Source organism: Bacillus sp. WC2503, from assembly GCF_052682895.1.
This window is the reverse complement of sequence record NZ_JBQYMD010000001.1, coordinates 1,777,109-1,790,843: the sequence shown is the minus strand read 5'-3', so window position 1 is coordinate 1,790,843 and position 13,735 is coordinate 1,777,109. Positions and strand designations below refer to the sequence as shown.

Below are 13,735 nucleotides of genomic sequence, written 5' to 3'. Positions count from 1 at the left end.
TACGGGCAGTCGATCCCCCACCTAACTTCTTTGCTTTCGCTGAATTTTGAGGTGGGGGTCTTACTGCCCGCCAAATAGTTGGATAAAATCATTTCTTTAATCTATAATAAGAAGGACATAAAAAAACAAAAAGTTACAAAAATTTTCAAATTAAAACTTTTATAACTTTTTGTTTTGATGCAAATATAATGTCAATTAAGGTATCTCATCGTTTTAAACTTGACGCTCCATAATCTTGTATAGTTACATTTATATGATATTTAATCGGTACCTTACTAAATGTTTGATCCCAATTTTTTTTGACTTTCTCCCATGTTCTCGGGTGTTTAATTCTTAATTGGTTGCCAAAACCCGCAATATCGACTTGATATTCTTTTTGTATTTTTTTTGTAACATGATGTACTAAGTGCTTTACTTCTTTTTCAATAGCTTTTTCTTCCCTTTTTAAAAATTCATTTTCAAAATCTTTTCCTGATTGCATCCAATTTTCAGACAAACGCCCTTCTGATTCAATGTTTACATCAAAGGAAATATTATTTCCATTAACATGTGGTATGATTTTGCTTTTTATTGACTTTATTTCGTATATAATGAGCTTCTTTGATTCTTTATCAAAAGTTTTTACCACACCACCATTCCTTTTTCCATTTATCCATACTACTCCTTCCAATTCCTGCTCATTTAAAAAACCCATCAACTTTTTTGTTTTCCCTTTAATTACAGCAGCTCCTGCAAATTTTGTTTCCCCATTTATCGAGATTACATTTTGCAAAAGAAAACTGGAACCTGACCGCATCTTTCCTTCCAATTTAGCGAGCGATACAGGAGGTAAAATCCTTGTTGTTCTATTTCGATTATCTGCAATTCCAGACAAACGAAATGCTGGGATTTCTCCTTTTTTGTTTGATTCCAGTACCTCCTTCGCTAGACCCTTGCTAATTAAGATCATACAGCTAAGCCGAACTTCATTGTCGCGGAGATACTGTTCAAGTAATTGTTCTAAACTGTATGTACGTACAAGACTATCACTAATAACAATGTTTTTTAAATGTGGGCTGAACATTGCGCTCTCTCTTTTCAATGAAAACTCACGAACAATTTGATGAATGGAATCACCGGTCTCAGAAACATTTATATAACGTTTTTGTTGTCCGTTTCCTTTACTTTGTGCTTGCGAACTGACAATTTGATAAGTTGCTTTTATAAGATTTCTTTTAGGATAACCTCCTTCCTCATCCTCTTTCTCAATTGTTGAATCCTTCCCTTTATCTAGTGCTATACCTGCAGTTAAACTCAACTCTTCTACTTCTTTACTGCTCCAACATCCTGTTAAAAATAGAAGCAAAAGCGTCCATAACAAAGCCAAATAGAACCGCATATAATAAAATTTATTTTTCACACTACTCCTCCTTTTAATCGAGTAATAATAAGAAGAAGCAGTGGCAGTAAAGCAAACAAAAATAAAGCAGCATTACCGAGCATATCCCCCAATTTAAGCAAATCATTTATATTTTTCGAAGTCATAGCAATGATGTAAATGATTGGAATCAAAGCAAAAATAAACGGATGAATACTCTTTTTAAAGAGTTGCGCTAATCCTAATGCAGCTGCATAGTAACTAATTGTATATGTAGCAAATATTTGCATAATCCATATTACAAGCAGTAAAGATTCAAAACGTTCAAATATCAAACCAGAAATTTCAAAACTGCGCATAAGGTCAATTGTCGGCCATGTTCTTGTTACAACCCCATCAATTGATAATGCACCAATGACCATTACAACAGTTATTACATAAAAGATTAACGGAATAGAAATTCCAACTAAAATAGCTTTTACTGCTTTATTTCGTTGTTCCATAAACACCAAAAGAATTAACATAATTTCAGGACCTGTATATGCGAGAGACGTTGTTTTTATCCCATCTAACACTGGCTTAATTCCCAAACCTAATACGGGACGGAGATTATCTATCTCAAATATTCCGATACTCATAAAGGAAATGAGTAAAAAAATAAAAACAGTAATAGGAAATATTATTTCAAACATCCGTGCAATTGAGTTAATACCACTCATAATCAAATAGAGACCTATCCACATAAAAGGCATAATAATGGCCCATGTAGGAGTTCCTTCGAGCAAAAAAAAGCTTATTACTTCTGCCATTGAACGAATTTGAAAAGCTGAGGTTGTAAGAAAATAACCTATAATAAGTAAACTAAGTAATCTGCCTATCCATTCCCCTACAATTTCTTGATTGTATTGATAAAAGGTTTTTTCTGGAAACTGCTGACTTAATTTCACCATGATTACTCCTGAAACCATTGCTAGTATCCCACCTAATATCACACTTAGCCATACATCTGGTGTTTTCACTTTTTCCACAGATGCTCTGGGCAGAGTGAGAATTCCTGTTCCAAGTATGTAATTTACAATAATAACAACTGCTTGCGAAGTTGTTATTCGGTCTTTAGGTATAGTAATCACTGAAGGCCACTTCCTTTCGTCATCAGCTACCTTTTGCGGTTAGTTTTTTTGGTATGCATTATTTTCGGTCGATGTCTCATTATTTTTAATGGCATGCGAACCATAAAATCTTTCCAGTCACTAAATCGGTACGGAACAGCAGGGCTAGTATAAGGAACGCCAAAACTTTTCAGTTTCACTAAATGACTGCAAAGTAAAAGAAAGAAGAGAATAACTCCATACAAGCCAAATATCGCAGCACAAAACATAGCTACAAAACGAAGAATGCGTAATGTAATTCCCACACTATATTGCGGGATAGTAAAAGAAGAAATAGCTGTTACCGCAACAACGATAACCATTATTGGACTAACAATTCCTGCTTCTACGGCAGCCTGACCAATTATTAATCCGCCCACAATTCCCATTGCAGGTCCAATCGGTTTAGGCAGACGTAAACCTGCTTCTCGTAAAACTTCGATAGCTACTTCCATAATTAACGCTTCTATTAAAGCGGGAAAAGGAACTCCTTCTCGCGATCCGAGAATAGAAATAGCGAGCTTAGTGGGAATTAATCCTGGATGAAATGAAATGAAAGAAATATACAGTGCTGGAGCAAATAATGAAACAAAAGCTGTCATGAAGCGTAATAAGCGGAGAAGCGTACCAGGAAGCCACCTTTCATAATAATCTTCTGGTGATTGCAGCAGCATGCTAAATGTAACTGGAGCAATTAAAACAAATGGTGTTCCATCTAACAAAATAGCTACTCGACCTTCCATCAAAGCACTAATAACACGATCAGGTCGTTCTGTATTTTGAATCTGCGGAAAAGGACTTAGATAATTATCTTCAATGAGTTGCTCTATATAACCAGATTCGAGTACACTGTCTATGTCAATTTTCTGAATTCTGTTTTTTATTTCATCCACCAATTCTGTACTAGCAAGATCTTTAATAAATGCGACAACTAACTCTTTCTTTGCACGTTCTCCTACTGGTAGCTTTACTAATGATAAATTATCATCTGCACAATGCCTTCGCAAAAGTGAGGTATTATCACTTAATACTTCAGTAAAACCGACCCGTGGCCCTCTGACTAATGCCTCCGATACTGGTTCTTCAATGTTTCGTTTATTTGCTTTTGTTGTACCAAGAATAAACACATCTGCTAAGCCATCAATTAAAAGAGCTGTCGAACCTATCAATACTTTGGATATTAAATCTTTTATATAATGGACTTCTGCTACTTCACTAATTGTAAGAACTTTATTTTTAATATATTCCTTTGAAAAAGTCCCCTCCACATAAGAAGATTCATTTTTATATTCGTCAGAAAAATCATCCATTAATAATTTCATAATATGTTTGTCAATTATCTCTTTATCTGATAGACCTTCAACAAAAATGATCCCAGCCTGAATATCTGTGCGTCCAATATTAAACTTCCGAAAGCGAACATCAGAATTATGTCCGATTTGTTGCTTTATAAGTTCTAAGTTAGAGGCAAAATCATTCGTGAAATGAACGATTGTATTTTGAGAAGTTTTATGCTCTTGTTTCGTTTTACTTTGAATATTGTTTTTTTTCACTTGTTTGTCTCTTGACTTCCACCAACTCATTCTTCCCACTCTTTCTCTGACATACGAACCCAATGAAAAAATCTTGAGATAGTATACGGAATTAAAAACAAGATAAAAGCTTGTACAAAGACTTTCCAATCTGGAAGATAAGAAGTAATTATGTTCCACATTTTTATCACCCAATTTATATACTCTGCTAGGATTGAGATTTTTAAAGAACGGTATGTACTTAATAAAAAATAACTATAAGATTAAAGAGCAGAAAAGCGAGACATTATGCTTATTTAGTACCAATAACCTAGTTAATATAAAAACATTTCTTACTTAAAATACCATTTTCAATTATAATTTGTTAGATATTATCTCCTTTTTCTTTATTTATATGCCCACATTTGAATTTTAAATAATATAAGGATTAATGATATTTCCTCTTAAAGAAAAAAAGATGCTAGAAGATAGCATCTTTTTTTTAATTCAACTTACTATGTATTCATATTTTATTTTGGAAATACTCGTTTTTTTTAATAAATATTAAAGTTTAAAAAATAAAAAATACATATTCTTTTGTTCTAAGTTCATACACTTCTACCGAATCGATACGGAATTTTCTGATTTTAAAACTAATATGAAATAAAGGAGAATAAAAAGAAAAACTATATAAAAAAATATAATTAAAACAATTATCAATCTATCAATTGAAAATAATAATTAGCAAAAATTTATCATCTTAACTCCAAGTGTATTCGTTTTGCTTCAAAATAAAGAACTTGAATAAATTTTTTCGTATCAATACGAGCAGGTAATGTTGGTTCATTATTCAATTCTGTCATCTTTCTCCTTACTGTAGTAAAATCAAAAAATCTAGAAGCATAATTTTCGAACTTCGGGTTTAAAAAATCAGTAAGTCCAAGGGATGCTAAATGGTTTAATGATTGATAAATAGCTCTCCGAATCCGTTGTTTGGAAGCTTCTATGAACCTTTTTAATTCGGCATCTTCAGCTGAATCCCCAAGTTTTTTTTGAGCCAAATTCATAAAAATCTCTTTTAGTGAGGGAAAGCCTTGTTCCAACGTGTTATCTTGTTCATATTTATATAAATAATCCAGCATATCCATTAAATCTTTACTTCCACTTTCACTGGCTATTCCTAATTCAGACAAAAGAAAATGAATGGAATTTTGAAAATGATTGAAAGTATTTAAATGTTTTTCATTACGGTATTTTTCTTGCGCACTTGAATTACTATCCAATTTTAGTACCATATTAAGCGATTCTTGAATGTTTTTTATCGATTTTTCCAAACGAATTCGTTCAATGACTTTCCGAACAACTGTTAATACTTCAATCCGGTTAATTGGCTTAATAATATAGTATTCAACACCAAGCGAATAAGCTTCAGCAATTAATTCTTTTGATTCTACTTGAGAGACCATGATGATTTTCCCTTTAAACGAAGGTTTTATTTGACGAATTGTTTTTATTCCATCTTGAATCGGCATTAACAAATCGATAAATAAAATGTCTATATTTTTAAGGATTACCATTTGTTGCTCTAAAGATAAACCATCCTCAGCTTCTCCTATAACCTCCCCAAGATCCTCATCCTCGATAATTTGAGCCAACATTGAGCGAACCGCTTTTTCATCATCTACTATATAAAAATACATAGAATCACCCTTTCGAAATTATATGATCAATTCCTAATCTAATTATAAAAATTGATCCTTTTCCTTCGGTTCTGTCCTCAAGCGTAACATCACCTTCAAGTTGTTCGACCATTTCTTTAACATACGATAATCCGATACCTGTCGATGGGTTGCCTAAATCATCATATTTAGAAGTAAACCCAGGTTCAAAAATTGAATCTTTATATTTTGAAGAAATACCGGGACCATTATCGCCTATTTGAAATTCAACAAAATGTTGGTCTTTATTAATGTCAATTGTGATGGTTCCCATACCTTGGATAGCTTCTACAGCGTTTGTAACGATATTATTTATAATAGATAAGATTGTGTAAATATGATAATGAGGATGCACACCCTCAATTTTATACACAAATTGGATGTCTTTCTCTAGCAACCGTGCATATTTCGTATTTGCCCGTATAATGATATTTACTAGTTCATGTACAGACATATAATCTGTAAAACTTTCATCAGAAATTAGTTTTGAAAGTCCCGCAAAAATACGTTGGTTATCCTTTTTAACGTCATGGACCTCACCAGCAATTTGTAATGCCTGTTGCCTTAAATCCCCAAACTGAAAATCCATCTGTTTGTGCTCAAAAGAGTCTAAGGTTTTATATAAATCATAGGATTTTTTTGTTATATTCTCAGCATCTTGTAAGGTCTTTTTTAAATGAACAGCATCTTCATATAAATTAGAGATAAGCATGAGCATGTGTTCATTTTGTTTCTTTATGTGTCTCTCCCTTGATTGCGCTTCATACAATTTCATCATATTGAAAAAGCTTAGAACTATAAAACTATGGGAACATGCGATAACAATGATCTCATTTATTGCCTCGGATGTGATTGATGTTTTTAATACGAAATATTGAATCATTAATTCCACACAGTCTGACAGTATTTCAATAATGCAACCAATAAAACCAATCATTAGTGGTTGATGATAAAAACGTTTGATTTTTGCTAAATGAAAGAGATACGAATAAGTAAAATAAAAGAAAAAACTAGGATAGTGAGTATGAAAAGCGGCTAGCCAATCCATATTTTCCTTTATAATGACATCCATTGAGATACGAAATACTACCACGACTATCGCTGTTAAAAAACCCGGTAAAAATGCTGGAACTCGTCGAAATAATAACAAAAAAAAGAAAAATGTTGGTGCACCAAAGCTCATTCTAAATGTTTCATTTAAGGGAAATGACTTTATTTCACCTACTAAGGGTACTGTAAGTATCATTAAAACGAGAATATAGATGTCTTTTTTTACTAAATTACTAAGATTCAAAATAATCACTTCTCACTTTCGCCTAACAGTCAGTATACAAACCTATTTGCATTAATACAATACTTACTCTATTTTTTTCAAAAACTGATAAATAAGATATAAACGAAAGCATTATAGATTGTGAGTATTCATTACACTCTTCTACTTTAGAAAGATACTTTATAACTCAAAAATGTTCAGACACAATATAAGGTCTGAACACTTTTGGACTCGCTCTAACACCAAAATATCTGTGCTCCTTTTTAAAATATACTTAAATCCCATTCTTTTGCAATATGTTCTAACAACATAATTCCTGGTAAACTATTCCCATATTCATCAATGGCTGGTCCGTAAATACCAATACCACATCCATCTTGGAACGATAAATCCTTCCTAGATTTTGAGGGAACAAGTGTCATAATTCCACCGGATACCCCACTCTTAGCTGGTAATCCAATGAAAGCAGCAAATTTTCCAGAAGCATTGTACATTCCACAAGTAAGCATTAAAGCTTTTGTTAACCTAGCTACTTCTTTAGGGAGCACTTGTTCTTTGCGAATAGGATGATATCCATCATGTGCTAGTATAAGCCCTATTAAGGCAATATCTTCTGTATTTATTTCAATCGAACATTGTTTTAGGTAAACCTCTAGTGTCTCCTCCACATCTGATTCTAGAAAACCATTCTCCTTTAAATAGTATGCTAATGCTCTATTACGATGAGCCGTTTCCCATTCTGATTGAAATACTATTTCATTAATAGCGGGACGCTTCTCTATCATTTTTTCAATTAATACGTATAAAGATTCTAATTTTTCTTGCACCGATGTCCCTGGCAAAAGTGAAGCTATCGTAATCGCTCCAGCATTAATCATAGGATTAAAAGGTTTTCCTGGTTTATGTATCTCTAAACGAATAATTGAATTAAAGGCATCTCCAGTTGGCTCTACGTCAACTCGTTCTAATACATAAGAAATACCGCGACTTAAACAAGCGGCTATAAAACCGATTACTTTTGATATACTTTGTAATGTGAAAGGTATCTCCCAATCTCCTGACTTTATCATTGTTCCATCTGGCTTTACTATACAAATACCTAACTGCGATACATTTATTTCCCCCAGAGCGGGAATATAACTGGCGCTTCGTCCCTTAGCTGCATACGTTCTATAATGAGCTACCCATTGATCTAAGCAAACTTTTTCTTGACCCTCAACTTGAACGCTAGAATCCTTTATCATTTAATAATATTCCCCCGTACTATTAACTTTATATAGAATGATTTTTCCTTTACTATAATCAATAATCTTTGCACTAGAACCAAGAAAAATATTCAGACATATTTCAGTCTGAATATCCTTCTTATTACACACTTTTCTTTTTTGAAGTTTTCTCATACCTATCCCAACATTCAATATTTTCAAGCCCTTTAATGTTTTCTTTATAAAAAATAGGATCTTTACCAGCTTTTTTCTGGTTTATATAATCTTGTAACGCCGCAAATGCTACTTTTGAAAGTAAGGTAATAGCAATTAAATTAATAATAACCATAAAGCCCATAAATAAGTCCGCTAAATCCCATACAATTTGAATCTTTGCAACAGAACCAAATACAATCATAGCCAACACACTTATTCTGTATATCATTAACCACACTTTACTTGTATGTAAGAAGCGAATATTTGTTTCACCATAATAATAGTTGCCAATTAACGCACCAAATCCAAATAAAAAAACAAAGATAGCAAGACAACCCGATGCCCAAGGACCTATGTGTTCACTTAATGCTGCTTGTGTAAGTGCAATACCATTTAACCCCGGTTGTTTATATGCATCAGACAGCAAAATAATAAAGGCAGTGCTAGTACAAATGATCAGTGTATCCGTTAATACACCAAATGCTTGAATCAGTCCTTGTTTCACCGGATGACTTGTTGTTGCTGTTGCGGCAACGTTTGGTGCACTTCCCATACCAGCTTCATTTGAGAATAAACCGCGTTTAACTCCATTCATAAGTGCTGCACCAATTGAACCGCCTGCTATTTGTTTAAAACCAAATGCGTTTTGAACAATAAGAGAAAGAACTTCCGGCATTTTTGATATGTTGGTAACTACAACAAATAATGCAACTCCAATGTATAATACCGCTAAAAACACCACCTTGTATTCAGCCATCTTTGCAATACGTTGTACACCACCAAAAATAATCGCAGCGAAAGCAATGGCCATGATTATCCCAACTGTTAGACGATCTGTACCAAATGAGTTTTGAAAAGCAATTGTAACTGTATTTGATTGTACTGAATTGAATACAAGACCAAAAGTAATTGTAATTAAAATAGAGAATAATACTCCCATCCAACGTTTATTCAACCCTTTTTCCATATAATAGGATGGACCACCGCGGAAACCAGTTTTATCTTTTACTTTATATATCTGTGCTAATGTGCTTTCGACAAAACTGGATGCCGAGCTAATAATAGAAATAATCCACATCCAAAATACAGCTCCAGGACCACCTAATGCAATTGCAATCGCAATTCCTGTGATATTCCCTGTTCCAACGCGGGCTGCCATACCAATACAAAACGCTTGAAAAGGAGAGATTTGATCTTTAGAACCACTTTTCCCCTCCATTAATACACGGACCATCTCTTTTAACATTCGAAACTGTACAAAATTCAATTTAAATGTAAAATAAATTCCGCAAATAACAAGCATAATAATTAACAATTTAGACCATAAAAAATCATTTGTTGATCCAACTAAGTCTACAAAAAGCCTTTCCATATCATCACTCCATGCCAAAATTTGTATATCATAATCTATATAAAATCACCTATATTTCCTGGTATAAATACCTCTTTTATATTCAAATACAACAAGGATAAAAATTTTCTATATTAATCGGATTGGCCTGTTTAAGCAAACATCACAACATGTAACCGTAAAACTGAAATTTTGAAGTACTTAACGCTTATACAAACGGATGCTCTACCCCTTTCTGCAAACTAATATTTTTATCCACTAACATTGTTGTACTATTATGTTTGTTTCGTTTACCGGTGATTTAAATCATAATAATCAATAGTGATTAAGTGGTTTTTTGTTAATTGTCTCAAGAACATGGAAATACCTCCTTTCCCACTACTAATCTCAAAAATAGGCTAGGTAAAAACTTCGCGAAAAATCTATAAAGCGCTTTCACTATTCAACTAAGAAAACCTTGTCTTTAATTTATAATTAAAAGTACAGAATGTTACGAAAAAGTACAGATTTTTATAAAAACAAAAAAATATTTTAAGTTTTTTTCATCTAAAAAACACTGAGATTTTGTGAATTTTATACAGTATCCAAACGTCGCAGATTTTATTCTACCTATCCTTTGACAAGCCTCTATTTTCTTCATAAAAACATGCATACTTTTTCTCTTTTAGAACTTCTTATAAAGTATTTGAAATCAAGAATCAACAGAATATTGTAAGAATATTTTAAAAATAAAACATTTAATTTATTTATGGTATCATACAAAAAACATTTGTTTTCTCAATTAATCCCCCTAGTTGGATTCGTCTATATTGCACATATTTACAACATTAAAGAAACCAAGAAAAAAGGATTTTGTTGAAGGGATGAAACATTACAAAACTCTTATTTAGGACCTTATGACATCCTCTTTTCTAGCAATATCGAGTTATCCCCAAAAACGTATATTTACTAACATAGATTACAGGTGGTGTATTGTGAAAGAAATAGTATTCGTTCAAAATAAAAAAAGACTCCTTATGAAATTCGAATTTTTAAAAAAGGATTTAGTACTTACCATTTCACTGATACTAGCAATTGTAAGCTGCTTAATACATTCGCCAAAGATCGAATATATTAACTTTGAAGTGTTAATTAGCTTATTTAATCTAATGGTGGCCATTAAGGCCTTTGAACAGCTAAAGATATTAGACAAACTTGCCGTTGCTATTTTAAATAAATGCAATAACAGCAGGTCAATATCTATTATTCTAATTTTGTTATGCTTTATTTGCTCCATGTTTGTAACAAATGATGTTGCTCTCCTCACTTTTGTACCAATAACACTTGTCATTAGTAAAAAAACACACATGAACATGATGGATACAATCATCCTGCAGACAATTGCGGCAAACATCGGTAGTAGCTTGATGCCTATGGGAAACCCACAAAATTTATACCTTTATTCTTACTATGGAATTAAGCTCATCCCATTTTTAGGTTCAATCCTGCTTTTAGCTGTACTTGGAATTAGTTTGTTATTTATATTTACTCAAAAACTTCAAAAAACAGATTTGAAAATAGAACTACCTGTTATTACCGTGAAAAATCGAAAAAAAGCTACCGTCTGGATTTTGATACTTATCACTATCATTGCATCTATTTTTGGTGTTATTAATTATTACATTGCGCTAATAGTCACATTGATGGCAGCATTTACGTTAGATAGAAACTTACTATTTAAGATCGATTACTTTCTTCTAATAACCTTTGTCTGTTTTTTTATTTTTATCGGAAACATTTCCCATTCGGATGCGCTGGAGACATTTGCTCGCGCTAATTTAAGAGGAGATACTTCAGTCTTCTTTAGTTCCATATTTTTGAGTCAATTGATTAGCAATTTTCCTACTTCAATTCTTCTATCAAACTTTACTTCTGATTGGAAAGCTTTATTACTAGGAGTAAATATTGGAGGGCTCGGAACAATTATCGCATCTTTAGCCAGTGTAATCTCCTATAAACTATTCATTCAGGCCAATGTTAAAGAGAGTAAGGCATATTTAATTAAATTTAGCATTTACAACTTTTCATTTTTAATCATACTTACATGTATACAATACTTTATCTTTAAATTTCTATAATTTTAAAAAAGCGATTACTACTAGAATAATAAAACCAAAAATTTCTCAACATTAAATTGAGAAATTTTTGATTTTAAAGTACATAGTACTTACAATTAGCATTATATGCAAGATCCACCACTTGCATCAATTAACTCACCAGTTATCCAACGACTATCTGATGATGAAAGAAAACCTCACCTTCAGGTAAAGTCAACTTAAACTAAAGTCACTTCATATATTTTACTTAAAATTCCATCAATACCTACCTTTGAACAGTTAGTTTAAAATGCCCTGCCTCTATTCAAAGATATTTCAGCAGTGCCTGTATTCTTTATCTTTAATATTTTTGTTTCTTAGCCATGAGTATACTTAGAAAACCTCTAAAAACTAGTTAATAATCTTTTAGAATCTAACTTTCCTATAATACTCTTTGCTATTTCTTCAATATTTTCATTTAGAAAGAAATGACTACCTTCAAAAGAATGAAAAGTACACGTTTTACTTGTATATTGCTTCCATTTTATTACTTGATCGTATGTAGTAAATTCATCATCTTTCCCATTAAATATAAGAAAATCAATATCACATGGTTGTATATTATTATCATGAATATATGTCTCGACAATCTTAAAATCTGCTCTTAGAATTGGGAGAAAAATCTCCATTAATTCTTCTGATTGAAGTACCCCGGATGGTGTACCTCCCATTGCAATAACTTCTCTTTTAAATTGCTCATTAGAAAGATTATATCGGATATTTTTTATTTTACTATTTGGATGGTTTCTACCGGACAAAACAAGAAATTCAGGCGATACGTTTTTAGAGTCCTTTACTTTTCTGGCTACTTCATAGGCGATCAAACTTCCCATGCTATGCCCGAATAGAATGTAGGGCGAATCATCTATCTGCATAACTATATTATTGTAGACATCATTTACGGCCTCTTCCATACTTTGGTACAAGTTTTCTTCAATTCTATATCCTCTACCAGCTAACTCTATCGGGACTACCTCAATATATGGATTAAAGCAATTTTTCCATTTTGCGTAACTAAACGCAGATCCCCCAGCATGTGGAAAGCAAAAAAGTTTAGTCTTCTGCATTGATTTTCTCCTTACTTTCAAATTTGTATATATTTTGGCAAATTGTATAAATGTCTTTAATTATTATCTCTTGCGGAAATTCATCACTTGTTGCACAAGCAGATATCTTATAATTTGGCTCAATGTTATATTGTCTAAAGTAAAAGTTTTGAGGTATATACTTATATGAAATTAAAGTTCGTGACTCTTTTTTTATAGAGAATGAATTTAACGGGATATAAAGCCCTTTTCCAATCGTTTTTATATAACTTTCTTTTAATGTCCATAAATCATAAAAATAATTAATTTGTTCATCAGAATTCAAATTAGATATATCATAAAATTCTTCCTCTGAAAAAAATTCATTTGCTAATTTAAAAGCCTCTATTTCTGAAACCTTTTCTATATCAATACCCACATTAAAATTAGCAGTAGTACAAACCACCCATTCTCCTGAATGTGACAGATTAAAATGAAAGTCAGAAAAATTTTCAACAAAAGGTTTTCCATACTCATTATATATAAATCTAATTTCTTCATTATTAATTTTATACTTTTGGCAGATTAGAGATCGGATTAGTAAATCCCCTATCAGGGTCCTATTAATGTCGCATGAGTTTAATAAACGCTTCATTCGTTCTTTCTTCTCATTTGAAACCAAGTTACTAAGTTGCTTAAACAAATGACTTTCAATATTCTTTGGTATTTTCACAGCTTGAATGTGTATGATAAATCACTTCCTTTTTTAAAGGATGGCTTCATATATGTGCGTTAC

Annotated in this window: 10 protein-coding genes and 1 pseudogene; 1 reads left to right on the top strand and 10 read right to left on the bottom strand. The window is 32.2% G+C overall.

The annotated features are described in order from the left end of the window. Nucleotides 1-205 precede the first annotated feature (205 nt). The 7 genes from ACUN26_RS09175 to ACUN26_RS09145 all read right to left on the bottom strand — a co-directional run bounded on the left by ACUN26_RS09175 (nt 206) and on the right by ACUN26_RS09145 (nt 9,800). Entirely contained in the window at nt 206-1,399 is a 1,194-nt protein-coding gene (locus ACUN26_RS09175) for a Ger(x)C family spore germination protein (RefSeq protein WP_000790846.1), read from the bottom strand. Then, nucleotides 1,396-2,487, bottom strand: coding sequence for a spore germination protein (locus ACUN26_RS09170; RefSeq protein WP_000628602.1), 1,092 nt, complete (start codon nt 2,485-2,487; stop codon nt 1,396-1,398). The genes ACUN26_RS09175 and ACUN26_RS09170 overlap by 4 nt, the downstream gene beginning before the upstream one ends. Nucleotides 2,488-2,513: 26 nt before the next feature. Further along, nucleotides 2,514-4,088, bottom strand: a complete 1,575-nt coding sequence (locus ACUN26_RS09165; protein WP_000119238.1) for a spore germination protein — start codon at nt 4,086-4,088, stop codon at nt 2,514-2,516. A 683-nt stretch (nt 4,089-4,771) separates the two neighbouring features. Next, a complete protein-coding gene (locus ACUN26_RS09160; RefSeq protein WP_000274082.1) occupies nt 4,772-5,716 on the bottom strand; it encodes a response regulator in 945 nt (314 codons plus the stop codon). 4 nt (nt 5,717-5,720) lie between these two features. Then, entirely contained in the window at nt 5,721-7,037 is a 1,317-nt protein-coding gene (locus ACUN26_RS09155) for a sensor histidine kinase (RefSeq protein WP_000584808.1), read from the bottom strand. A 233-nt stretch (nt 7,038-7,270) separates the two neighbouring features. Beyond that, nucleotides 7,271-8,251, bottom strand: a complete 981-nt coding sequence (gene glsA / locus ACUN26_RS09150) for a glutaminase GlsA (RefSeq protein ID WP_000588656.1) — start codon at nt 8,249-8,251, stop codon at nt 7,271-7,273. Between the two features lie 124 nt (nt 8,252-8,375). Then, nucleotides 8,376-9,800 (bottom strand): alanine/glycine:cation symporter family protein, encoded by a 1,425-nt coding sequence (locus ACUN26_RS09145; protein ID WP_000440274.1) that lies wholly within the window; start codon nt 9,798-9,800, stop codon nt 8,376-8,378. A gap of 953 nt (nt 9,801-10,753) precedes the next feature. Here ACUN26_RS09145 and ACUN26_RS09140 point away from each other — a divergent pair. Beyond that, nucleotides 10,754-11,896, top strand: a complete 1,143-nt coding sequence (locus ACUN26_RS09140) for an anion transporter (protein WP_000659273.1) — start codon at nt 10,754-10,756, stop codon at nt 11,894-11,896. Between the two features lie 101 nt (nt 11,897-11,997). Here the strand turns inward: ACUN26_RS09140 and ACUN26_RS09135 are convergent. The 3 genes and pseudogenes from ACUN26_RS09135 to ACUN26_RS09125 form a co-directional block, all read right to left on the bottom strand. Next, nucleotides 11,998-12,072 (bottom strand): annotated as a pseudogene (locus ACUN26_RS09135) (short-chain dehydrogenase); the annotation flags it as partial. A gap of 186 nt (nt 12,073-12,258) precedes the next feature. Next, nucleotides 12,259-12,981, bottom strand: coding sequence for a thioesterase II family protein (locus tag ACUN26_RS09130; RefSeq protein ID WP_001172928.1), 723 nt, complete (start codon nt 12,979-12,981; stop codon nt 12,259-12,261). Beyond that, the gene (locus ACUN26_RS09125) at nt 12,968-13,672 is read right to left on the bottom strand and encodes a 4'-phosphopantetheinyl transferase family protein (RefSeq protein WP_000701206.1); all 705 of its coding nucleotides are present in this window, start codon (nt 13,670-13,672) and stop codon (nt 12,968-12,970) included. The genes ACUN26_RS09130 and ACUN26_RS09125 overlap by 14 nt, the downstream gene beginning before the upstream one ends. Nucleotides 13,673-13,735: the final 63 nt, after the last annotated feature.

Coding starts and splice junctions, on each gene's coding strand:
- ACUN26_RS09130 (WP_001172928.1), bottom strand. CDS start 12,981: ATGCAGAAGACTAAACTTTTTTGCTTTCCACATGCTGGGGGATCTGCG.
- ACUN26_RS09165 (WP_000119238.1), bottom strand. CDS start 4,088: ATGAGTTGGTGGAAGTCAAGAGACAAACAAGTGAAAAAAAACAATATT.
- ACUN26_RS09160 (WP_000274082.1), bottom strand. CDS start 5,716: ATGTATTTTTATATAGTAGATGATGAAAAAGCGGTTCGCTCAATGTTG.
- ACUN26_RS09145 (WP_000440274.1), bottom strand. CDS start 9,800: ATGGAAAGGCTTTTTGTAGACTTAGTTGGATCAACAAATGATTTTTTA.
- glsA (WP_000588656.1), bottom strand. CDS start 8,251: ATGATAAAGGATTCTAGCGTTCAAGTTGAGGGTCAAGAAAAAGTTTGC.